At 45.5% G+C, this 22933-nt stretch carries 19 protein-coding genes; 7 read left to right on the forward strand and 12 right to left on the reverse strand.

Going from position 1 to position 22933, the window contains the following annotated elements:
* The first annotated feature begins 97 nt into the window (after positions 1–97).
* From mreC to rodA, 4 genes are read left to right on the forward strand one after another with little or no spacing between them, the layout of a single operon-like run.
* A complete protein-coding gene (gene mreC / locus ACESPU_RS18175; protein WP_057326697.1) occupies positions 98–952 on the forward strand; it encodes a rod shape-determining protein MreC in 855 nt (284 codons plus the stop codon).
* Positions 945–1463: a rod shape-determining protein MreD gene (mreD, locus tag ACESPU_RS18180; protein WP_005854832.1), complete on the forward strand. Its 519-nt coding sequence runs from the start codon at positions 945–947 to the stop codon at positions 1461–1463. Before mreC ends, mreD begins: the two co-directional genes overlap by 8 nt.
* Positions 1453–3321, forward strand: coding sequence for a penicillin-binding protein 2 (gene mrdA / locus ACESPU_RS18185; RefSeq protein WP_005864905.1), 1869 nt, complete (start codon positions 1453–1455; stop codon positions 3319–3321). The genes mreD and mrdA overlap by 11 nt, the downstream gene beginning before the upstream one ends.
* A complete protein-coding gene (gene rodA / locus ACESPU_RS18190) occupies positions 3311–4756 on the forward strand; it encodes a rod shape-determining protein RodA (protein WP_057326699.1) in 1446 nt (481 codons plus the stop codon). Before mrdA ends, rodA begins: the two co-directional genes overlap by 11 nt.
* On the opposite strand, the gene gldH is transcribed toward rodA, so the two are convergent.
* The 3 genes from gldH to ACESPU_RS18205 form a co-directional block, all read right to left on the reverse strand.
* Entirely contained in the window at positions 4716–5288 is a 573-nt protein-coding gene (gene gldH, locus ACESPU_RS18195; protein WP_009018219.1) for a gliding motility lipoprotein GldH, read from the reverse strand. The two genes, rodA and gldH, sit on opposite strands and share 41 nt — an antisense overlap.
* A complete protein-coding gene (locus tag ACESPU_RS18200) occupies positions 5209–6699 on the reverse strand; it encodes a stage 0 sporulation family protein (RefSeq protein WP_373133581.1) in 1491 nt (496 codons plus the stop codon). The genes gldH and ACESPU_RS18200 overlap by 80 nt, the downstream gene beginning before the upstream one ends.
* 174 nt (positions 6700–6873) lie before the next feature.
* Positions 6874–8061, reverse strand: coding sequence for an aminotransferase class I/II-fold pyridoxal phosphate-dependent enzyme (locus ACESPU_RS18205; protein WP_005854840.1), 1188 nt, complete (start codon positions 8059–8061; stop codon positions 6874–6876).
* 198 nt (positions 8062–8259) lie between these two features.
* Between ACESPU_RS18205 and ACESPU_RS18210 the strand changes: the two genes are divergently transcribed.
* On the forward strand, positions 8260–9231 hold the full coding sequence (locus ACESPU_RS18210; RefSeq protein WP_005854843.1) for a diacylglycerol kinase family protein: 972 nt from the start codon (positions 8260–8262) through the stop codon (positions 9229–9231).
* On the opposite strand, the gene ACESPU_RS18215 is transcribed toward ACESPU_RS18210, so the two are convergent.
* On the reverse strand, positions 9216–9929 hold the full coding sequence (locus tag ACESPU_RS18215; protein WP_034530446.1) for a tRNA1(Val) (adenine(37)-N6)-methyltransferase: 714 nt from the start codon (positions 9927–9929) through the stop codon (positions 9216–9218). The genes ACESPU_RS18210 and ACESPU_RS18215 overlap by 16 nt on opposite strands.
* An 88-nt stretch (positions 9930–10017) precedes the next feature.
* On the opposite strand from ACESPU_RS18215, the gene lon reads away from it, so the two are divergent.
* Complete coding sequence (lon, locus tag ACESPU_RS18220) at positions 10018–12489, forward strand: endopeptidase La (protein ID WP_005864912.1); 2472 nt, start codon at positions 10018–10020, stop codon at positions 12487–12489.
* A gap of 137 nt (positions 12490–12626) precedes the next feature.
* Here the strand turns inward: lon and ACESPU_RS18225 are convergent, their stop codons facing one another.
* The 5 genes from ACESPU_RS18225 to ACESPU_RS18245 form a co-directional block, all read right to left on the reverse strand.
* Positions 12627–13442 (reverse strand): sugar phosphate isomerase/epimerase, encoded by an 816-nt coding sequence (locus tag ACESPU_RS18225; protein WP_057319811.1) that lies wholly within the window; start codon positions 13440–13442, stop codon positions 12627–12629.
* A 2-nt stretch (positions 13443–13444) separates the two neighbouring features.
* On the reverse strand, positions 13445–14926 hold the full coding sequence (locus tag ACESPU_RS18230; RefSeq protein ID WP_008773369.1) for a Gfo/Idh/MocA family oxidoreductase: 1482 nt from the start codon (positions 14924–14926) through the stop codon (positions 13445–13447).
* Positions 14927–14958: 32 nt separating this feature from the next.
* The gene (locus tag ACESPU_RS18235; protein WP_005854855.1) at positions 14959–15873 is read right to left on the reverse strand and encodes an endonuclease/exonuclease/phosphatase family protein; all 915 of its coding nucleotides are present in this window, start codon (positions 15871–15873) and stop codon (positions 14959–14961) included.
* 69 nt (positions 15874–15942) lie between these two features.
* Positions 15943–17106, reverse strand: a complete 1164-nt coding sequence (locus tag ACESPU_RS18240) for a Gfo/Idh/MocA family protein (protein WP_005854857.1) — start codon at positions 17104–17106, stop codon at positions 15943–15945.
* A gap of 21 nt (positions 17107–17127) precedes the next feature.
* A complete protein-coding gene (locus ACESPU_RS18245; protein ID WP_008773367.1) occupies positions 17128–17904 on the reverse strand; it encodes a DUF1080 domain-containing protein in 777 nt (258 codons plus the stop codon).
* A gap of 168 nt (positions 17905–18072) precedes the next feature.
* On the opposite strand from ACESPU_RS18245, the gene ACESPU_RS18250 reads away from it, so the two are divergent.
* The gene (locus ACESPU_RS18250; protein ID WP_005854860.1) at positions 18073–18966 is read left to right on the forward strand and encodes an AraC family transcriptional regulator; all 894 of its coding nucleotides are present in this window, start codon (positions 18073–18075) and stop codon (positions 18964–18966) included.
* Between the two features lie 74 nt (positions 18967–19040).
* Here ACESPU_RS18250 and ACESPU_RS18255 read toward each other — a convergent pair whose 3' ends face one another.
* The 3 genes from ACESPU_RS18255 to ACESPU_RS18265 form a co-directional block, all read right to left on the reverse strand.
* Entirely contained in the window at positions 19041–19631 is a 591-nt protein-coding gene (locus tag ACESPU_RS18255) for a sugar O-acetyltransferase (protein ID WP_158532312.1), read from the reverse strand.
* Between the two features lie 64 nt (positions 19632–19695).
* Positions 19696–20625 carry a glycyl-radical enzyme activating protein gene (locus tag ACESPU_RS18260; RefSeq protein WP_048927661.1) on the reverse strand — a complete coding sequence of 310 codons (930 nt, stop codon included), beginning with the start codon at positions 20623–20625 and terminating at the stop codon, positions 19696–19698.
* Entirely contained in the window at positions 20615–22894 is a 2280-nt protein-coding gene (locus tag ACESPU_RS18265) for a pyruvate formate lyase family protein (RefSeq protein ID WP_158532313.1), read from the reverse strand. Before ACESPU_RS18265 ends, ACESPU_RS18260 begins: the two co-directional genes overlap by 11 nt.
* Positions 22895–22933: the final 39 nt, after the last annotated feature.

Raw genomic sequence — 22933 nt, forward strand, 5'->3', positions numbered from 1 at the left:
AATAATTGGGAATTGAGAATTGAAAGTTGAAAACTAGCGAGCCGATAGGTCTGTTTTTTTTCAATTTTCAATTCTCAACTTTCAGTTTTCAATTCCTATGCGTAAGTTACTAGAATTCCTGATCGGGAAGAGGCATTGGTTTTTGTTCATTCTGCTTGAGGCTATTTCGTTGATGTTGGTCTATCGTAATAACGCATACCAACGGAATATTATATTCAGCTCAGCGAATGTCGTGACAGGATATATCGCCTCGATATCCGGATCTGTTACTTCTTATTTGAATCTTCGGGATATCAATAAGGAGTTATTGGAGCGTAACGGACAGTTGGAATTGCAAATGCTGGATCTGCAAGATCAGTTAGATGCGCTGATTGCGGATACGGTTAGTTTTAAGGGATTCGCGCCGGATTCGACGGAGCAATTTCCTTATTCGTTTGTCGTGGCGGATGTAGTGAACAACAGTGTCACGCATTTGTCCAATTATATTACCGTGAATAAAGGGAAGCTGGATGGGATCATGCCCGATATGGGAGTTGTCTCGGAACGAGGTGTGGTTGGTATCGTATCGACGGTTTCCGATCATTTCTCCGTGATCATTCCGTTGCTGAATCCTAAGTTTCGGTTGAGTTGTAAGGTGTTAGGTAGTAGTTATTTCGGGTCATTAAGCTGGAATGGGCGCAATACGCTGTACGCCAACCTCGATGAGTTGCCGCGTCATGTGGAGTTCCAGAAAGGCGATACGATCGTGACGAGCGGTTACTCCGCCGTATTCCCCTCGGGTATTATCGTAGGTACGGTCGCTGATTTCGAGAAACAACACGATGATAATTTCTATTCATTACAGGTCGAGCTGGCTACGGATTTTCAAGCGTTGAACAACGTGCGTATTATCAAGAATTTCCGTCAGACGGAGCAAATTGGTGTAGAACAAGAGGCGAAAAGAAATGATTAATAATTTACTGCGTGGTTTCATATATTTCGTGGTGTTTGTGTTGATTCAGGTCTTGGTCTTGAACAACATTCATTTCTTGCGGATCGCTACCCCGTTTCTGTATCTCTATTTCATTATTAAGATGCCGGTCGGTAGCTCACGGACGCAAGTCGTTTTCTTCTCTTTCATAGCCGGGGTGGTTATCGATACATTCAGCAACACACCGGGTATGCATGCGGCCGCCTGTACATTGGCGGGATTTTGCAGGGAGCCGTTAATCCGTGTATTCATGGGGAAAGATTTGCCGGAAGGTATTTACCCGTCTTATAAGACCTTTGGTTTCGGAGGCTTTTTCCGATATGTGTTATCGTTTGTGTTGATACAACATACGACTCTTTTTGTGATTGAGTCGTTGACTTTATTTGACCCGTTGTTTCTGGTTGTCCGTATCCTCTCGAGCGTGGTGATGACAACCTTATTGATTTGTACGGTAGAAGCATTCAATATAGAGTCTCAGAAAAGTGGAGAATAATACCAAGTATGAGTTTGAGAACAGGCGCTATGTCTTAGGTGGGGCGGTGATCCTGTTGGTTATCATCTTTATTATCCGTTTGTTCATCCTTCAGGTGGTCGACAACGATTATAAAGCTTGGGCGGATAGTAACGCTTTCTTGAAAAAAACCTTATATCCTTCCCGGGGTATGATGTACGATCGTAATGGTAAATTATTGGTCTATAACCAGCCCGCTTACGACGTGATGCTTATCATGCGTGAGATACAGCCTTTCGATACCCTCGATTTCTGTGATGTGCTGGGCATCACGAAAGAGCAATTCCTCAAACGTATAGCGGATATTAAGAACCGGCGGTTAAATCCCGGTTATTCTTCCTATGTCCCTCAAGTATTTATGAACCAGCTTTCCGCACAAGAATATGGCGTGTTGCAGGAGAAGTTATACAAATTTCCCGGCTTCTATATCCAGAATCGCACGATCCGCCAATACGAGTATCCCAATGCCGCTCTTGTGCTGGGAAATATCGGCGAGGTAAACCGGAAAGATATAGAGAATGACGCTTATTATACACAAGGCGATTACTCCGGCAGGACCGGGATCGAGCAATCGTACGAGGAATATTTGCGGGGCGTGAAAGGAGTCGAGATCCTGTTGCGTGACGCTCACGGACGTATCAAGGGGCGATACGAGGAAGGCATGCACGATATCCAGCCTGAATCCGGCAAGAACTTGAAATTATCCTTGGATATGGACTTGCAGGCTTATGGGGAGAAGTTAATGCAGAATAAATTAGGGGGTATCGTGATGATAGAGCCGGAGACAGGGGAGGTACTTTGTATGGTTTCCGCTCCTACATATGATCCGAGTATCTTGATCGGGCGCCAGCGGGGAAAGAACTACGTGGCTTTGCAGAAGGACCCGTTGAAACCTTTATTCAACCGCCCGCTCATGGCGCAATATCCTCCCGGATCTACATTTAAACCGACTCAAGGTTTGATCTTCTTGCAAGAAGGGGTGATTACTCCGGAAACTCAATATACCTGTGCGCATGGATATACCTTCCGGGGAGGTAAGCCGGCTTGTCACGGGCATCCGTCTCCTCTGAATCTGGTCGGGGCGTTGGCGACCTCTTGTAACTCTTTTTTCCCTTGGGGACTGCATGATATGATCGACAGCCGGAAGCGATATCCGTCGGTACAGGAGGCTTTTGAGGTTTGGAAGAATTATATGGTTTCTATGGGGTATGGCTATAAGCTGGGAATCGATCTTCCGGGGGAGAAGCGAGGGTTCATTCCGAATAGTAAGTTCTACGATAAGGTGTACCGGGGACGTTGGAATTCCAGTACGGTTATCTCGATCGCTATCGGTCAGGGTGAGATATTGGCTACGCCTTTGCAAATCTGTAATTTGGCGGCGACTGTCGCTAATCGGGGATATTATATTACTCCGCATGTCGTGAAAGAGATTCAAGACACCCCGCTGGATACATTATATAGTAAGAGGCATTATACATCGGTGGATACGCATTATTATAGTTATATTGCCGAGGGTATGCGAGGGGCTGTTACGGGAACCGCTTATGGTGGAACCTGTCGTGGGGCGGCTTTACCGGATATCGAGGTTTGTGGAAAGACGGGAACGTCGGAGAACCCGCATGGTAAGGACCATTCTATTTTTATGGGATTCGCTCCTTATCAAAAGCCGAAGGTCGCCATTGCCGTGTTTGTGGAAAACGCCGGATTCGGTGCTACCTATGCGGTGCCTATCGGTAAATTGATGTTGGAGAAATATTTGAAAGGAGAAATATCCGAGGCTAACAAGGCGACGGAGGAATATATTATGAATGCCGTAATACTACCGAACAATGCGCTATAGGAAAACGGAAATATGGAAGTCGGTAGACTGGATTACCATTTTGTTGTATTTGATTATGGTAATCGCCGGTTGGTTTAGTATTTGTGGGGCGAGCTACGAGTTTGATAACGTTGGCTTGTTCGACCCGTCGGGCCGTCCGGGGATGCAGATGATTTGGATCGGTACCTCACTCGCCCTTATTTTCGTCATATTGATGCTGGAAAGTGACTTCTTCGATATATTCGCCTATCTGATCTATGCGTGCGTGATCGTATTGTTGATCGCCACTATATTTTTAGCACCTAATATCAAGGGATCGCATTCTTGGCTCGTATTGGGACCTATCCGTTTGCAACCAGCGGAGTTGGCTAAGTTCGCTACCGCTTTGGCCGTGGCGAAGTTTATGAATGGCTATGGCTTTAAGCTAACGACGGTCAAGAATTTCTCAATCACTTTGTTCTTGATCTTCTTGCCGATGGTTTGTATTCTTTTACAGAAAGAGACGGGGTCGGCATTGGTTTACTTGGCATTCTTCCTGATGTTATACCGGGAAGGAATGACTGGATATATTTTGTTGATAGGAGTTTGTGCGGTCGTCTTTTTCGTTACGGGAATGAAATATTCAGAGGTGATGGTGGGTATTACCCCATTGGGTGAATTAATCGTCTCTTGCCTTGTCTTATTAATAACCATGGGATTAGTTGGGAGTGTCCGTAAGGATTATATAAGCGTTAAGATCATGCTTGGGGGAATTGCTTCGACATTCTTGATCGGGTATGTCGTTTCTTTGTTTGTCCCGGTAAACTTCGCTTGGATATCGATAGGCTTGGTAGGAGCCGCGTCAATCTATTTATTCTATTTATCCATTCGAAACTGGGTATGGCATTATGCGTTAATCGCTCTGTTCGCTTTAGGTTCTATCTGTTTCCTATTTTCTGTGGATTATGTGTTTAATGACATATTGGAACCTCACCAACAAATTCGTATTAAAGTCTCTTTAGGCTTGGAGGATGATCCTAGCGGGGCGGGGTATAATGTGAATCAATCCAAGATCGCTATCGGTTCCGGAGGATTATCCGGAAAAGGATTCTTGAATGGGACGCAGACCAAATTGAAGTATGTGCCGGAACAGGATACGGATTTTATCTTTTGTACGGTAGGCGAGGAGCAAGGCTTTTTTGGAGCCTCTGCCGTATTGATCGTATTCGGACTTTTTATTCTTCGTCTGATTGTATTGGCGGAGCGGCAAGATAATGCTTTCGGGCGAGTCTATGGCTATAGCGTAGCCTCCATATTCTTTTTCCATCTGGCGATTAATGTCGGCATGGTGACGGGATTGACTCCGGTTATCGGCATTCCCTTGCCTTTCTTTAGCTATGGAGGTTCCTCGCTCTGGGGATTTACGATCTTATTGTTTATTTTTCTTCGTTTGGACGCTTCCCGGAAGGAGCGTTAGTGGAAGAAGGTAAGACCCGTAAGCCGATTTCCTGAATGCCCGGAAGTTGGTCGTTACGCATCCCCTGCCGGAAGCTAAAGGTATATTGCCCTTTAACGGGGAAATAGTAAGCAGATCGTATCGGGAAACTGGATTGAAACAGGGAGATCCCGTGCCCATACCATTTCCCAAACTCATCAGCTAACATACATTCGATCGTATCCCTTTTTAAAGGACCTATCGGAAGTTCCTCGCTGCAAAATACCCATAGGTTCTGATACGGATACATATTATTGTTCCGTACTTCCAAGGTTAGGTCGTACGGAACCGATATATCCTCAATCAAGAAAGTGAAATAGTACTCCTTATTCTTCTCCCACGAGGTGTTTTGGATAGCTTGATACTGATCGTATACAGCTTCATTCTCGCAAGAGAAGCATAAGAAGCATGTTACACAGGCGGCAATGAACTTTTTAAGCCTCAGGCTTTGTCTCTGGCCTATTCTCCGTTTTATCAGGTCTGGCCTGTTTGATCGGTTGCTGAGGTTTGTCATTATTCGCAGGCTTGTCATTGTTGGATTGCTTATCGTTATTAGCTCTCGGCCTTTGTTTCGGGCGATTGTTTCGGTTGTTCTCCCGATTCTCCCGACTGTTTTCCCGGCTATTATCTTTGTTATTCTCCCGGTTATTCTCTCTGTCCCGGTTATTCTCACGATTGCTATTCCTATTATTTCCTCCGTTGCGGCGATTATTGCCACCGGCTCCGTTTCCTCCGTTGTTCTTATTCTCAGAAACAGGTGCGTCGGTGTTGGTAACTGCCGTCGCGGTGGTGTTAGCTCCGTTCCCGTTTCCATTGTTCTCGCCATTATTCTTGTTGGCAGGACGTTTTTTCTTTTTCTTTTTAACAGAGTCGAAACGTGTGACGCTATCTTGCCCAAGAATATCTTGAGCGTCTCGTTTCGGTGGTTGTGGCTTCGTATCCGCCTCTAGAGATATCGGCTTCATGCCTTTCTTATTCATGTTAATGACATCGAAAGCACGGCTTGCCGGAATCGTGATAAGATTAGCCGCAAATGATTTATCCGTAGAATAGGTAATTTCCCGTTTGAAAATATCCGTCTTGAAATGATAGTAATTATTATCTTTGGTCTCCAAGACAATCTCCCGGGAGGGAAGGCGTTTCTGGGCTTCCACATATGTATCTACCTCATAATTGATACAACATTTCAATTTAGCGCATTGTCCGGCCAATTTCTGGGGATTCATGGAAATATCTTGATAACGGGCAGCTCCGGTAGCGACCGATACAAAACTTGTCATCCAACTGGAACAGCAAAGTTCTCTACCGCAAGGGCCGATACCACCGATACGTCCGGCTTCTTGACGAGCACCGATCTGCTTCATCTCGATACGAACACGAAAAGCCTCCGCTAGCACTTTAATTAGTTGACGGAAATCTACACGTTCATCCGCTATATAATAAAAGATCGCCTTATTACCGTCACCTTGATACTCTACATCACCGATTTTCATATTCAATCCTAAATCGGCTGCGATTTGTCGCGAGCGAATCATAGTGGCATGTTCCTTTGCTTTCGCTTCCTCATATTTCTCGATATCGGTCGGTTTTGCCTTTCGGTAAATCCGTTTTGGCTCAGCTTCCGTGCGCACGTTGTTCTTCTTCATTTGCAGCAGAACCAATTTTCCCGTTAAAGAAACCGTACCGATATCATGACCGGGACTTGCCTCTACGGCTACTATATCACCTTTTTCCAAAGGTATTTTAGCACTATTCAAGTAATACCCTTTGCGGGTATTTTTAAATTGAACCTCTACGAAATCAGTCGAGCCTTCCGCGTCGGGTACATCGCACAACCAATCATAGGTATTCAGTTTATTGTTTTGCCTTTTGCTGCAACCTTTGCAGCCCATATGGCTACTTCCTTTATCTAATATGAAATCCATTTATTTTTAATTTGTAAGAGGGCCATCGACATAACCGCCCAATTTATCTAAATATGCAAAAATAGTGATTTATTCCCATTCAAAATCATAGTTATGATTTTTTCAGTTATAAAAAAAGACCCGAAGATAGGTGTTATACCTAACCTTCGGGCCTTTTCTTATATATTTACACGATTAGTCTACCAACCCATGGCTCTTGAATACCTTGTGGATTGTCTCCAAAGCGTAATCTAGTTGCTCTTTCGTGTGGGTAGCCATAAGGGAGAAGCGGATCAGTGTATCCTCGGAAGCAACTGCGGGAGCTACTACCGGGTTTACGAAGATTCCGGCCTCAAATAATTCTTTTACGATAAGGAATGTCAAGTCGTTGTCACGGATAAACAACGGGATGATCGGGGTAGAAGTATGTCCGATCTCACAACCCATGTTACGGAAACCATCCAATGCGTAATGAGTCAAATCCCATAAATGTTGGATACGTTCCGGTTCGCTTAACATGATATCTAATGCCGCGTTCGCTGCGGCAGTAGCGGCAGGCGTATTGCTTGCGCTAAAGATATAGGAACGGGAGTGGTGACGTAAGTAATTGATAACCGGTTCGTCTGATGCGATAAAACCACCGATAGAAGCGAAAGACTTACTGAAAGTTCCCATGATCAAATCAACATCGTTCGTAACGCCGAAGTGATTACAAGTACCGCGGCCATGATCACCGAATACACCGATACCATGAGCCTCGTCAACCATTACACTTGCGTTATATTTCTTTGCGAGAGCTACGATTTCCGGTAATTTAGCGACATCACCTTCCATGCTGAAGACACCGTCGATAACGATAAGTTTCACCTTGTCTGGCTCGCATTTCTGGAGTTGTTTCTCCAAGGAGTCCATATCGTTATGCTTGAATTTCAATTTCGTGGAGAAAGAAAGACGATGTCCTTCGATAATGGATGCATGATCCAACTCATCCCAAAGGATATAGTCCTCACGTCCGGTGATACAGGATACAACACCTAGATTAACTTGGAAACCTGTAGAGTATACGATGGCGTCTTCTTTACCAACAAATTCTGCTAAACGTTTTTCCAACTGGAGGTGTAAGTCCAACGTTCCGTTTAAGAAACGTGAGCCGGCACAACCTGTACCATACTTTTTAATGGCCTCGATCGCTGCTTCTTTTACTTTAGGATGATTGGTTAATCCTAAGTACGCATTAGAACCAAACATCAAGACTTTCTTCCCGCTGATTAGAACTTCCGTGTCCTGATCGCTCTGGATTTCCCTGAAGTAAGGATAGATTCCCATTGCCATGGCTCTTTGAGGAGCGTCGTACTTTGCTAGTTTCTCTTGTAAAAGTTTCATATTATTATAAAAGAGAATGATTTATCTCGCTATTTATTTATTCTAATAAAGAACACAGGTTCGCCGCGTACATAATCCCATGTTTCGGCAAATCCAGCCGCAAAAGTAGTAAAAAAATAACTTATAGTAGTCGAAATGCTTTAAAAGTTTTATAAAAGCATTATTTTTGTCCTCTCAAATAAAAAAGAAGAAGTGAGGATGAGCGAACGGGATATAAAAGTACAAGCTATCATAAACCCTATATCAGGTGTAGGGTCGAAGCGCAAGATACCTAAGATGATCGAAGGGATCTGCTCGAAAAAGAACTGTTCGTTAAACATTTCTTTTACAGAGTATGCAGGCCATGCCAGCGAGTTGACTCGGCAAGCCATAGAGGAAGGAGCTGAATATATTTTGGCGGTAGGCGGTGACGGGACGGTGAATGAGATAGCGAGAGCTATGATCCATTCGAACGCGATCTTAGGTATTATCCCGAAAGGTTCGGGCAATGGCTTAGCTAGAGAATTGCACATACCGATGGACGTGAAAAGGGCTATCGATCTGATCGCGAAAGGGCATGTTACGACGATAGATTGCTGCCGGGCGAACGGACAGGTCTTTTTCTGTACCTGTGGAGTCGGTTTTGATGCCGCCGTCAGCCAGAAATTCGCAAATGAGAAACGGCGCGGGTCTCTTACTTATATAAAGAATACGATAGAGGAGTATCTGAGCTATAAGCCTGAGCCTTATGAATTGGTGGTGGATAATCAGACGATCAAGGAGAAGGCGTTTCTAGTCGCTTGCGCGAATGCTTCGCAATATGGTAATAACGCGTTTATCGCTCCGCACGCAAATATACAGGACGGACGGATGGACGTTACGATCTTATCCCCTTTTATGCCATTGGATATCGCTCCTTTGGCCATCCAATTGTTTACCAAACAGATTGATCGGAATAGTAAGATTAAGACGATGAAAGCCCAGCAAGTCACGATTATTCGCCAACATCCGGGCGTGATGCACTTGGATGGAGAACCGATCATGGCAGATCGCCGTATCGATATTACGGTGGAACCGAAGGCCTTACATGTGCTGACTCCGGAGGTTGTGTCTTTCACCAAGGAGGTACATAATTTATTTGACGAGGTAACTCGCTTCTTCGATAAAAAACTTCCTTACATTTTCAAGTAAAAGTCTTTAGCTATAGCGGTGAATTCATCGCTATATCGATGCCGCTCGATTTCTAGGGTCAGATGAGACGACTTGGGTTTTGCTACCGGCGTCGCTGAGAGTTCTATTAATAAACGCTTAGGAGGGGCGTCCGGTATGGGGGAAACGTGGGCTTCTCTCGATGGCGACAAAGACTCTTCTCGAGCGAGGTCTATTAAAGACTCCCGTTGATCGAAGGGAAGCACCAAGGCGATATTTCCTTCGGCTGCCAACAGTTTGCGGCTATCACGCAATAAATCCGGGAGTGATAGAGTATCCGTATGCCGGGCTAGATTACGTTTAGTATCCGGGCATTTCAATGAATCAATAAAATAGGGTGGGTTGGATACGATCAAGTCATATTTGATATTCTCATCCGGCATATATTCGGAGAGCGAGGTTTGATAGACTTGTATCCGGTTGGCGAAAGGCGATTTCGCGATGTTTTCCCGAGCTTGTAAACATGCGTCTGAATCTATATCGATAGCGTCTAGGATCGCGGTGCTACGCTGCGCCAGCATGAGGGCGATCAATCCCGTTCCGGTTCCCACATCCAAAATCCTCTGACATCTCTCTATGCTAGCCCACGCCCCAAGCAAAACGCCATCCGTTCCGACTTTCATGGCACATTTATCGTGCCATACCGTAAATTTCTTGAATTGAAAATAAGGATTTGCCATATCTCTATCGATTGTATGCCGCGAAATTAGTAAGAATTGAATGAAAAGCTGTAACTTTGGCACGTTTATTGTGTTAACATATACAATGATGAATGTATATATGAAAGAAAAGACGAGAGTATTTTGCCAGAATTCGTTTGATGACTTGGATGACAATATTGGTATCGTAATGCCAATTCTTACAGAATGCGATGTAGATGAGGATTTCACAGAAGGAATAGAGAAAGTTGGAGACACTATACCCATTCTTCCGTTAAGGAATATGGTACTCTTTCCGGGTGTAGCCATGCCGGTGATTATCGGGCGTCCTAAATCGATGCGCCTGATCAAAGAGGCTGTACATAAAAAGAGTTTGATCGGAGTTGTTTGCCAGAAAGAGATGGATACGGAAGATCCGGTTTTAGAGGATTTATATACTACCGGGGTAATCGCTGACATCGTTCGTGTCTTAGAGATGCCGGACGGTAGTACTACTGTTATTCTTCAAGGTAAGAAACGCTTTGAATTGAATGAGTTGACCGAGACAGATCCGTATCTTTCCGGTAAGATCACCGTGTTGGAGGACACGAAGCCGGACAAGACAGACCGCGAGTTCGAGGCTTTGATCTCAACGATCAAGGATTTGACCATCAAGATGCTTGGGGCCGTGGCCGAACCTCCCCGGGATTTGATCTTCTCGATCAAGAATAATAAGAATGTCTTGTATGTGGTCAATTTCTCTTGTAGCAATATACCGAGTGGATCGGCCGAGAAACAGCAATTGTTATTGATCGGGGACTTAAAAGAGCGTGCGTATCGGTTACTTTTTATCTTGAACCGCGAGTATCAGCTGGTTGAGTTGAAAGCTTCCATCCAGATGAAGACGCATGAGGATATCAATCAACAACAAAAAGAATATTTCCTTCAACAGCAGATCAAGACCATTCAAGAGGAATTGGGCGGGAATATCAATGAGTTGGAGATAAAAGAATTACGGGAGAAAGCCAGTCGTAAGAAATGGCCTGCCGAGGTAGCGCAGGTCTTTGAGAAGGAATTGCGAAAATTGGAACGATTGCATCCGCAATCTCCGGATTATTCCGTACAGACGCAATATGTCCAGAATATTGTTAACTTGCCGTGGAACGAGTATAGTAAGGACAATTTCAACTTATCTCATGCCCAGAAGGTCTTAGATCGTGATCATTATGGTTTGGAGAAGGTGAAAGAGCGTATTATCGAGCATCTGGCCGTATTGAAACTGAAAGGGGATATGAAATCTCCGATCATTTGTTTGTACGGTCCTCCGGGAGTCGGCAAGACTTCATTGGGGCGTTCCATCGCAGAGGCTTTGCGCCGTAAATATGTACGTGTCTCTTTAGGTGGATTGCATGATGAGGCCGAGATTCGCGGACATCGTCGTACCTATATTGGTGCTATGTGCGGACGTATCATCCAGAATATACAGAAGGCGGGAACATCGAACCCTGTCTTTATCTTAGATGAGATCGATAAGATCACGAATGATTTCAAGGGGGATCCAGCATCCGCTTTATTGGAGGTCTTGGACCCGGAGCAGAATAATGCGTTTCACGATAATTATCTGGATATCGATTACGATTTAAGCAAGGTAATGTTTATCGCTACCGCTAACAATTTGAATACGATTTCCCAGCCGTTGCTGGATCGTATGGAACTGATCGAGGTGAGCGGTTATATCATGGAGGAGAAGGTAGAGATCGCAGCGAAGCATCTCGTGCCTAAGCAGATGGATGTACACGGCTTGAAGAAAGGTTCCGTGAAATTCCCCAAGAAAACCTTACAAGTGATCGTTGAAGCCTATACACGCGAGAGCGGTGTCCGGGAATTGGATAAGAAAATCGCCAAAATCATGCGTAAGCTAGCCCGTAAGGTCGCTAGCGATGAGCCTATCCCGACTAGTATTAAGCCGGAGGATTTGTATGAATATCTAGGGGCGGTCGAATATTCCCGCGATAAATATCAAGGGAATGACTATGCCGGCGTGGTTACGGGATTAGCTTGGACGGCTGTTGGTGGTGAGATTCTTTTCGTGGAGTCGAGCTTAAGTAAAGGTAAGGGATCAAAGCTTACTTTGACCGGGAATCTGGGAGATGTGATGAAAGAGTCTGCCATGTTGGCACTTGAGTATATCCATGCGCATGCGGCTCAGTTTAATATCAACGAGGAGTTGTTCGAGAACTGGAATGTGCATGTCCACGTACCGGAGGGGGCGATCCCGAAAGACGGACCGAGTGCCGGAATAACGATGGTGACTTCTCTTGTCTCCGCCTTTACTCAGCGTAAGGTGAAAAAGAACTTGGCTATGACGGGCGAGATTACGCTGCGTGGCAAAGTGCTTCCCGTGGGTGGTATCAAGGAGAAGATCTTGGCGGCTAAACGTGCCGGGATCAAGGAATTGATTCTTTGCAAGGAGAATGAGAAGGATATCAATGAGATCAAACCGGAGTATTTGAAAGGCTTGGTGTTCCATTATGTGAGTGATATTCAACAGGTGGTAGATCTTGCGTTGCTGAGAGAAAAGGTGGATAATCCCTTGTTCTGATAACGACTTTTTAGGCATATATAGGTGTGGGCTTATACGTATATACGTGTAGGCCCATATTAGTATCGGCGTAAGCCTATACGTATATACGTGTGGGCCTACGCCGATATAGATGTTTTTAAGGGAAGCGTATACTTCTATTTAGAGCATTTTCGTAGGAATTCCAAGCTGTTGCGTATCTCTTGGATATCGGATTTGAAATCATCGTACTCAATGGAGATAAGCCCGTTGAAATGCTGACGCTTCAGCTCGTTGACGAACGCTTTTACCGGTAAGATCCCGGTTCCCCATGTGGCGTCTTCCATCTTGTCGGTGAGGTCTTTCAAATGCGCCACCTTGATGCGTCCGGATAACTTCTGGAGATTTTTGAGCGGATCTTCACCCACCCGTTTCCAATGGCCGATATCGGCGCATACTCCCATCAAGGGAGAACGGCCTTTCAGCGCTTTCTCTACCACCTCGGCACTTGCATAAATGCATGGACTCGGATGGTTATGGATCGCTACCTCCATATCGTACTTCTTGGCGAGGGATTCGATGTAGTCCAACTGGTTTAACTCCGGTTCGACAGTCACGATATGCGCGCCTATTTTATGAGCGAACGCGAAGAACTTATCCCATTCCTCGTTAGTCCCATAAGAGGCTACACCAAAGGCGATCGGTTTGATCCCCCTTTTCTTGAACTCATGGCGTAATAAAGCGCAGTCATCATCGCTCAAGTCGTAATTTAAATACGTCTCTTTTGGGAACGGAGCGCCCAATTCTTGGAAAAAGAAAGCCTCCGCATACCCCATGCCCAGTTGCTGGGTCTTATCCAAGGTCTCCATCAACGTAAGATTGTGGAAAGTCCAAGTCTGTATACCCACCTTCCAGTCCGCTTTTTGCGCCGCCAGCTGTACGGCCTGCCCAAGGAGCATGACCGTACATAGTGCTAATATAATATATCGTTTCATACTTATACCGGCATTTCCGGAAGGCTCCAGCCTTCACGATAGGTATGTCTGATATATTCGTTGGCAGCCTCTAGCGCATTGAACTCCGCGTATTTCGTATCGAAATAGGGGTGACCGTCTATCACCTTGAAATCATCGCTGGTTACGATCTTCAATACGTCGGAAGAGGATATATTGGTGAAACGCATGTTTTGGGCGTCCCACATCAATTTCTTGTTCAAGCCTTGCAGACGGATCGCCAATACGCCTAATAACACCATCTCGTTGAATGGTCCGGAATAAGCGAAGTTGGAAGTTCCTTCCACACGGTTCTCCGGCGATTCCTTACAAGCACGGATCCAGTCTTGCTCATGGAAACCGTCGAAGTATCCGGTAGCGTTCGGGATACGGCGCAAATATGGGGCTACTTGAGGTACACGGCCGGATAATAACCGGGAGTTGAAACCTCCGCAATCGCAGATCAACGTGTCTTTAGTACCTACAAAGATACATCCACCCAAACCGTCACGCATCATATCTACGCCATCCGGTAATAAGTCCGGACGCTGAGGAAGCATACCGCCATCGTACCAATATACTTTCACTTCCGGCAAGGCTACCTTTGGAAGATTGTCACGAGCCGGGAAGCGGAATTCTACCACCTCCGATTGAGGAGCGGATTCCGTATTGATCTGGGTAGAACGGCCTTGTACACGATCCGGATAACCTAACTTCAAGGATTGGTAAACCGGATCGAGCACGTGGCAAGCCATATCTCCGAAAGCTCCGGTTCCGAAATCCCACCATCCACGCCAGTTCCAAGGGGTGTAGATCTCATGGAACGGACGCATGGCGGCCGGGCCGATAAATAAGTCCCAATTCATCGTCTTCGGACAACGTTGTTTTTCGGTTGGGCGCTGTAATCCTTGCGGCCAGATCGGACGGTTGGTCCATGCGTGTACTTCTTTTACTTCACCGATCTCTCCGTTCCAGATCCATTCGCATAATTGACGGACACCATCGCCGGAGTTCCCTTGGTTACCCATCTGGGTCGCTACCTTATATTTAGCGGCGAGTTTTGTCAATAAACGGCTCTCGTAAACAGAGTGGGTAAGCGGCTTTTGGCAATATACGTGTTTACCCATTGTCAAGGCCGTGGCCGCGATCGTGGCATGAGTATGGTCCGGAGTAGCTACCATGACACCGTCGATCTGGTCGCCCAACTCATCGAACATCTTCCGCCAGTCCCAATAACGTTTAGCGTCCGGGAATTCCTCGAAGCAGTTCTTCGCGTATTTCCAGTCGATATCGCAAAGCCCGATGATGTTCTCGGTTTTCATGCCGACCAAGTTCGGGTGGCCTTTACCACCGATACCGATACCGACAATATTCATTGTATCACTTGGTGCCTTATGGCCTAATCCAGCGATCGTTTTAGAGGGGACGATTGTTAGACCAGCTGCCGCTACGGCTGCTTTTTTCAGAAAATCTCTTCTTGATTCCATGTTGTATAATTTGTTTTTTTTAGTAGTTACTGTTAGAAATTGAAACAGGAGGTTACCATTCTATGATCTGAAGGGTAAGGGGAGACTACCACGTCCGAGGTGGCCTCGCTTTCGCCTGTGATAAATGAGTCTGTTACCTTACATCCGGAATATAGTACGAAATCCAGACGGTCTAGTATTTCTTGTTCGCTAGGAACGGGAGTCCATGTATAGCCGGGTGTGGAGACCTCGTCCGGATGGATTGTCCGGTAGGAGTCGTTCATCCCGATCTCAGAGAAAGCCTTGGTTGCCGGCCACTCCACCTTGATCTTGTGGATACCGGCATCGGCGGCCCGTTGTGTCCAGTCCAAGAAAGAAGGCTCATTAAAATCTCCTGTTAAAAAGACAGGATAACCTTCTTTCATGACTTGCTGTATATCCTTTTGATAACGAGTTACTTCTTCACGCCGGGCCTCGTTGGCGAACCGGACAGCTTCCTCCTCGGTATCGATAAACGGATAATCGCCATAAGGAATCCCATTCAATTGATAAGGCTGATACGGGATATAATATAGATGGCAATTAAACATCCAGCAGAATTTGTCTTTGCCTACCTGTATCTTCACCCCGTAGCGGGAAGCCGTACTGTCGACGACCGGATAACGAGATAAGATATAATGTCCCTCCCCTTGGTTGAAAAGGTGGAAACCTAGGGATTCCGCGATTTCCGGTACATGATCGTGCTTGATGCCGTCTTCTTCATAGATATGCCCTTCTTGGATTCCTACGATATCCGTCTGGCTAGCCTCGATCACTTTCGCTGTCTGGCTAGGGGGAAGCTTTCCCCCTAGGGTATTCAACCAAATATTGAAACTACTGACTTTTACCGTTGCCGGCTTGTCGCTACATGCGCTCAATGCACAACAAAGTATGGCTACGCAGCATAAAATTTCACTTATCTTCCTCATGTTTCTCTGGTATTTACAGGAACAAATATATTAAATGTCCCGTTCTTTTCACTACTAAGACTTCTTAATTTATTTTACCATCGGCCAAGGAAACTTCGATACAAGCTGGATGCGTTGACCTGTAGCTTGTGATTTTCGGGCGGCCTCGATAATCTCTAATACGTGTAACGCATGCTCGACATTTATACGTGGTTCCGTGTTTAATGCCATGTGTTTGCTGATATCGGAAGCACCTTCTTGCCAAACATAGCCATTGGTGTCCGGAACGAAACGCTGGGGTACCGGATGATCCATCGTCGATAAGTCCACCCCGTTCGGTGCCCAGTCGTAACCTACCATATGCATATTGCCGTGGGAACCGTATAAGGAGATCGTCGCTTTCTCCTGTCCTTTACCTAAATGTCCGTATGGATCGAAATAGTTGAAACCACACTCGATATGAGAAAGGACTCCCTTTTCGTGTTCCATGATAATCATGGCATTATCTTCTTCTCGAACTTTGATCTTGCCCTTATCGTCTACGGTTCTCTCCGGGGTTACGATTGTAGTCATGGCAACAACGGATTTAGCCGGTCCCAATAATCCGGTTAGGGTAGCGATGTTATAGACTCCTAAGTCGGGCATACTGCCACCTAGCGGTTCGTAGAAGAAAGCGGACCAAGAAGGACCTTCATGTCCGTAATGTCCGTGCGCGCATGCCAGATTACCTAGGGTTCCTTTATTGATTTGTTCGGCCATAAAGGCAAATTGAGGACTGTTTACAACGGCAGGCGCACCCCAGATACGAAGCCCCTTGCTAGTAGCGAGATCGTATAATTCTTTGCCTTCCTTATAGGAATTCGCCAAAGGTTTCTCGCTCCAGACATTTCTTCCCGCCATCAAAGCCTTACGGTTTAACTCTCCGTGAACCTGCATATCGGTCAATGTAAGCATCAAGTCGAACTTGGAACCACTAAGCATATCATCGATATGCTTGTACCATTTAGGTATATTATATTGCTTGGCAGCCTTTTGAGCACGATCCGGTTTGATATCGCAACAAGCCACGATTTCTACATACGGGCATTTCGATATATGGGGAAAATATTGGGTAGATACACTTCCGCAACCGATAACGGCTACTTTCACCTTTTTACCTTCCGATTCGAATTTCTCCGCATAGGCGGAAAGGGGTGATAGTAGTGACGCGAGACTTGCCGCGGCCGATACTTTAAAGAATTCTTTTCTATTCATGGCATTGATTTCTTAATACAATTAGTCTAAATCCTTAATCTTTACATTCTTGAAATATACTTTACTTCCATGGTCCTGAAAACAAAGTTTACCGGTGGTAGAGATACCGTAATCGGGGAAAGCTTCCCATTTACCGCTATAACGACGCATCTTCCAATCTTCGGACCCTTCCTGGAAAGAGAATAGTTTTTCTCCGTTCAGCCAGTGCTCAACATATCCATCCTTGTAAAGTACCATAGAGGAGTTCCATTCTCCCGGAGGGTTCACCTGTTTGGTTTCCGGTACATACATAGCGTAGTTGCAACCCGTTTTCTGCCAGTCTTCCAATCCCTCTTTTCCGGTCTCGCTGACCCAAGGATAGTTATCGTCATCGATCAACTGGTATTCCGGGCCGGTTTCAAAAGGAGCTTTGTATTTAGGTCCTTCTTGTACGTGATATAAGAATCCGGAGTTTCCTTGCGCTCCGATTTTCCAGTCCCATTTGATCTGGAAGTTATGGTAATTCTTAACGGTAACGATATCGGTACTTACCTTGATCGTGGTATCCGCTATCACGTCACCACCGTTTCCGTAGCCGACGATCACCCCGTCTTCTACCTGCCATCCCTTGACATCACCCCCGTTGAACATTTTCCAACCGGTAAAATCCTTGCCATTGAATAACAAGGTATAGCCTTCCGCTTTTTCCTCCTCAGTTAATACATTATCTTTTACTTCCGTGGATGAGGAACGACTCCCACATGCAACCATACACACCCCGTAAATGGTTACTAGAAAAATAGATACGATCTTTTTCATATATTAGAATATTTAGTTTAATTATCTCCTTATGATAACGCCATTTGATATGGTTTATTTGTTCATTGGCAAAAATACTGCACATAAAGGATTTGGATAATAGAGTATCTAGCTAAAAAAAATGGATTATCTTTGCGTTATTCAGTAACCATCTAAAAGTTCTGGTTTATGGCGAAAATAAAGCATGGTTTTTCCGGTCAGCGGTTGATTGTCTATCCTTTCTACGTTATAGAACAAGCGTTGAACAACCCGTTAGTCGCGGACTTGGTCGTACACTCTATGGGGTATTTTCCGAAGGCGGAAAGCCATTATATTGATCGTGCGTCCGGTTGTGGAGAGTACCTTTTAATTTATTGCACCAAAGGAGAGGGCTGGTACGTGTTGGATGGAAAACGATATGTCGTACCCGAGAATCATTTTTTCATCCTCCCGGCAGAGAAGCCCCATCAATATGGTTCGAGCGAGCATGATCCTTGGTATATTTATTGGGCACATTTTAAAGGGAAAAAGGCGAAGTATATCAGCGATCAACTGCAAGGGGTGATCCCGATCGACATGGATGATAATTCCCGTATCGGCGATCGTATCGCCTTCTTCGATGAACTATTGAACGTGTTGGAGAGCGGGACGGATGAAGCTACGGTTAATTATGTCAATTTAAGTTTCAATCATTTGATCGCCTCTTTCCTCTATGTGAAGACGTATAGGGAGGCTAAATTCTCCAAAAGCAAGGCGGAGAATACGTTCTTTATTAGTTTGGCGACCCACTTCATGACGGAGAATCTGGAAAATAAATTGACATTAAAGGAATTGGCCTCTCATTTCGGCTATTCGGAATCTTATATGTACAGGCTTTTCTTCAAGGAAACCGGTTATGCTCCGATGAATTATTTCTTGCATATGAAAATAGACCGGGCTTGCCAGCTATTATTACATACGAATATGAAGATCAATCAAGTCGCCTTGAAACTGGGCTTTGACGATCCCTACTATTTCAGCCGTATCTTTAAGAAGATAGTAGGGACATCACCCAAGGATTACCGGCACTCGTTACCGAAGTGAGATATTTACGATGAACCTAAACGGGAATTTAGGGCTGCCCTAAACGAGGGCTTAGGGATACCCTAAACGGGAGCTTAGGGCTGGCGGTATTTATTCCGGTCGGCTTCCGTTATTTTCCGGATTACACGGCAGGGATTGCCGGCAGCTATAACATTGGCCGGAATATCTTTGGTTACGACACTACCTCCGGCGATTACCGTGTTATCGCCAATGGTCACCCCCGGAAGGATACTGGCTTGCGCACCGATCCATACGTTATCGCCGATAGTCACGGGAAAAGCGTATTCCAAACCCTCATTACGTTGCTTTACGTCAAAAGGGTGGCCGGCGGTATAGATGCCTACGTTCGGGGCGATGAATGCGTTATTGCCGATACGAACTTTCGCTCCATCCAAGATAACGAGATTCACGTTGGCGAAGAAATTATCCCCAATCTCGATATTATAGCCATAATCGCATTGGAAAGGGGATAGGATAACGGTGTTCTTCCCTTTCTTGCCTAGAAAAGAGGTTAGAATCCGATCTTTTTCTTCCTCTTGGTCGGGGGGCAATTGGTTGTATTTGAAAAGGACGCATTTCGCTCTTTTCATCTCATCTTGAAGCTCACTATCATGATTCGCATTGTATAATAGACCTTCCGCCGCTTTCTCTTTTTCTGTTTTCATATGTCTCTTACTAAGATTTATAAAACGATGATTTGCGCGAAGATACTATTTTATTGGGAGGAGTTTATCCTCCGATTCGTATTTCCAAACCCATTTTTTCCCCCATCTCCTTAAAGGGGAACAGCTCTTCTTTGGCTAGCATTTGCTCGCAGGGATAAGGATAGGTGAGACCTAATTGCTCGTATTTATCTTTTCCCAATGTATGGTAGGGAAGCAGGTGTACGCATTTGATACGATTTTCTTTCGCCAGCATGAATATTTCCCGAAGCGTATTCTCATTGAAATTGAAACCGGGGATTACCGGTACACGGATCGTTACTTTATTAGCGCTCTTACTGGATATATACCGTAAATTCGTGAGGATCGTATCCAAGTTCGCTCCGGTTTCTTTCTGAAGTAAATCCTTGTCCGTATGTTTGATATCGAACAAGAACAAATCGATAAGCGGAAGCGCTTGCTTTATCTTATCAAGATTCACTTGCCCGCAAGTCTCTACGGAGGTATGCAGTTTCTCGTTCTTGCATTGGATCAGCAAATCCATCAATCCCTCGAATTGCGTGAAAGCTTCCCCTCCGGAAAACGTAACCCCTCCACCGGAATTCAGGTAATAATCCCGGTCACGTAAAAGGATTTCCATAACCTCGGATGAGGTAATTGATTCACCGACAAACTTAATAGCGTTCTGCGGGCATATACGCTCGCAAGCCTTGCACGCCACACAAGCCTGCCGATTAAATACCGGATAATGATCTTGGATGGAGATATTTCCCCGTGTACAAATCGCCTCGCAACGTCCGCATCCGATACATTTATTCTTGATATGGAGCAGATGCGGTTTCCTTTTCTGGGATTCCGGGTTGGAGCACCATGGACAATGTAGGGGACAACCTTGAAGGAAAACGACGGTCCGGATGCCCGGGCCGTCGTGAACGGCGAACCGTTCGATCTCCATGATTGATAACCTATTCTCGCTAACCTTATATTTATTCATCATATAATACCCTGCTTAAAAGTTCCTGTTGAATATTGGGAGATAAATCGACGAATACCGCGGAGAACCCGCTTACCCGGACGATTAGGTCCGGGTAATTTTCCGGGTGCTCTACCGCGTCTTCTAAAACTCCCTTATCTACTACAGTCACCATCAAATGGCAACCCCCTTTCGCAAAATAAGTCTTGAACAGGCTCTTGATGACAGCCCTGTTCTCGTTGAACATGGAAGGAGAAAACTTAATGTTTTGTACCGAGCCTCCATGATACTTGGCGTCGAACTTCGCCAAGGAATTCAGCATGGCCGTGGGGCCGCTTTTATTCGCTCCCCCTTGCGGATTATTGGCAGGATTCATATACATGCACGATAATCGCCCGTCGGGTGAGGCGGCGGTCCGGTTTCCCCATTCCGTGTTTAATTGATTATTGCTGATAACGATCAAGAAGTATTGCATACCGATGGCGATACCGCGATTGCGTACGCCTTTCGCTACGAACTCGTACAAATCGTTGGCCATCGTATCGGCAGTCTCAAGGTCGTTACCATATTTATCACAGTTTAGGCAATCTTTTCGTAAAGCCTCATAGCCGTTAAAATTAGCTAGCATGGCATCATTCAATTGCCGTAACGTGTATTTTTTTTGATTGAATACCAGATCCCGGATTACCCACAGGGAATCGGAAGTGTTGATATTGCCATACGTCTCGTTTGTCCCGCCTAGATAACGTACGCCTCCGTCCAAAAGCGCTTTTCCCCGTGCGATGCAATCATCGGTCAATAGGCTGGTAAACAAGAAACTTACGTGCTGGTTCATCACCTCATACGAATGGTATTGGGCTTTGACAGACAGATCCAGATAATAATCGAGTAAAGCCTTGTAACCGTCATAGAATTCCTCGAATGTCTGATACTCCTCTAATTTCTTTAGAGGTACCGGCCCGGATTTACGTTTACCGTCAATCGGGTCGATACCATCATTCATATAAATCGTAAGTAGTTTTAGTAAATTGATGCAGATGTTGGGCGTACCCGTACTTTGTCCTTGTATCACGAACTCGGTACACCCGAAAGGCACGTATTGTTCCGCTGCTTTCTCGTCTACACGCATTCCGTACATGACGGCCGGGACGTTTACGTCGTCATTGTAAAGGGTCGGGTAAGTAGCTCCCGCACCCAAAGCGTCCAACGCTTCGTCCCAGATTTCCTCGGAGGTATCTTTATCGAAACGCAAGGTGAATTGTGGCTCTACATACCTGCAATTTTTCGCTACTTTCATGGCGATATGCAGGAATACGTCGGCCTCTTTCGGATGTTTGCGTCCTTTACCGCCTACGATGATACGTCCGTTTACGGTTGTACGGCGATTTTCAATCATGGTCCAAAGCGAGTGGATATATCGGTATGCCTCTTCGTCGGTCAATCGCCCGGACTCGAGATCGGCTACTAAATAAGGGCCTAGATAATCATCCAGACGACCGTAGTTTATAACACCAGCCAACAAAGCGAATAACCAGAATAACTGCATCGCTTCATGGAACGTACCGGGTTTCTTCTCCTTGATGTTCTCTAGGGCTTGGCAGATACGCTCTAATTCTTTTTGCCTTTTCTCGTCGGCTGAAGCCATTTGATCTCTAGCGTCTTGCTGGAGATGAGAAGCACAATCTACAAAAATATCCAGACATTGGATGCCTGCTTTGTAAAAGTTATTATCGGGTTGCTCTTTGAGTTTCTCCTGTAAATCAGAGCGAAGGCCACCGATGCCCTTATCCAATAGTTTCGGGTAATCCAGCATCATTCCGGATAGACGTGCGGTAGCGATCATCGGGTATTCGCAGTCGATGAACATACCCAATGTATCCTCGGTGAGGACCTCCTTGTTGAATTGGGTCTTTAAATCGTGATCCAACCAATAATCATATAACGCATCCACCCGTTTTCGTTCAGTTTCATCCAGTTGTAGCTGGAAGGCACGGAGTTTCTTGAATACGCAATAATGCCCGACACCCCCTAAGGAAGTTACGCATCCGAACCCGATCGGTAGGAAATCCGTACGTCCGGCGATCAAGTCTTGATCCGTGATCTTGCGAAATAGCGTGGGGTATAAAACTTTCAGGCATTCCTCTTCACGTATCTCTTTGGGTAGGGCGGCACAGGCTTTATGGACTGCCGTATACCGCTCCATGATCTCCAGTTGTACGATCAGAGGTTTCTCGCAAGGTAATTTCTTGCTGATCTCTACGTTTTGCGCCCCTTCTACATTGAAATTTGCCATATGATTATTGTTGTTAATATTGTGTAGAGACGGGGCATG

This window comes from Parabacteroides sp. 20_3, from assembly GCF_964238835.1.
GTDB lineage: Bacteria > Bacteroidota > Bacteroidia > Bacteroidales > Tannerellaceae > Parabacteroides > Parabacteroides distasonis.

What these genes read in the sequence shown, in the direction of transcription:
- ACESPU_RS18255 (WP_158532312.1), bottom strand. Translation starts at nt 19,631, where the DNA reads ATGAAAACAGAAAAAGAGAAAGCGGCGGAAGGTCTATTATACAATGCG.
- ACESPU_RS18225 (WP_057319811.1), bottom strand. Translation starts at nt 13,442, where the DNA reads ATGAAACGATATATTATATTAGCACTATGTACGGTCATGCTCCTTGGG.
- ACESPU_RS18205 (WP_005854840.1), bottom strand. Translation starts at nt 8,061, where the DNA reads ATGAAACTTTTACAAGAGAAACTAGCAAAGTACGACGCTCCTCAAAGA.
- ACESPU_RS18265 (WP_158532313.1), bottom strand. Translation starts at nt 22,894, where the DNA reads ATGGCAAATTTCAATGTAGAAGGGGCGCAAAACGTAGAGATCAGCAAG.
- ACESPU_RS18210 (WP_005854843.1), top strand. Translation starts at nt 8,260, where the DNA reads ATGAGCGAACGGGATATAAAAGTACAAGCTATCATAAACCCTATATCA.
- mreD (WP_005854832.1), top strand. Translation starts at nt 945, where the DNA reads ATGATTAATAATTTACTGCGTGGTTTCATATATTTCGTGGTGTTTGTG.
- ACESPU_RS18230 (WP_008773369.1), bottom strand. Translation starts at nt 14,926, where the DNA reads ATGGAATCAAGAAGAGATTTTCTGAAAAAAGCAGCCGTAGCGGCAGCT.
- ACESPU_RS18240 (WP_005854857.1), bottom strand. Translation starts at nt 17,106, where the DNA reads ATGAATAGAAAAGAATTCTTTAAAGTATCGGCCGCGGCAAGTCTCGCG.
- ACESPU_RS18200 (WP_373133581.1), bottom strand. Translation starts at nt 6,699, where the DNA reads ATGGATTTCATATTAGATAAAGGAAGTAGCCATATGGGCTGCAAAGGT.
- ACESPU_RS18260 (WP_048927661.1), bottom strand. Translation starts at nt 20,625, where the DNA reads ATGATGAATAAATATAAGGTTAGCGAGAATAGGTTATCAATCATGGAG.
- ACESPU_RS18235 (WP_005854855.1), bottom strand. Translation starts at nt 15,873, where the DNA reads ATGAGGAAGATAAGTGAAATTTTATGCTGCGTAGCCATACTTTGTTGT.
- gldH (WP_009018219.1), bottom strand. Translation starts at nt 5,288, where the DNA reads ATGACAAACCTCAGCAACCGATCAAACAGGCCAGACCTGATAAAACGG.
- mreC (WP_057326697.1), top strand. Translation starts at nt 98, where the DNA reads ATGCGTAAGTTACTAGAATTCCTGATCGGGAAGAGGCATTGGTTTTTG.
- rodA (WP_057326699.1), top strand. Translation starts at nt 3,311, where the DNA reads ATGCGCTATAGGAAAACGGAAATATGGAAGTCGGTAGACTGGATTACC.
- ACESPU_RS18215 (WP_034530446.1), bottom strand. Translation starts at nt 9,929, where the DNA reads ATGGCAAATCCTTATTTTCAATTCAAGAAATTTACGGTATGGCACGAT.
- lon (WP_005864912.1), top strand. Translation starts at nt 10,018, where the DNA reads ATGAATGTATATATGAAAGAAAAGACGAGAGTATTTTGCCAGAATTCG.
- ACESPU_RS18250 (WP_005854860.1), top strand. Translation starts at nt 18,073, where the DNA reads ATGGCGAAAATAAAGCATGGTTTTTCCGGTCAGCGGTTGATTGTCTAT.
- ACESPU_RS18245 (WP_008773367.1), bottom strand. Translation starts at nt 17,904, where the DNA reads ATGAAAAAGATCGTATCTATTTTTCTAGTAACCATTTACGGGGTGTGT.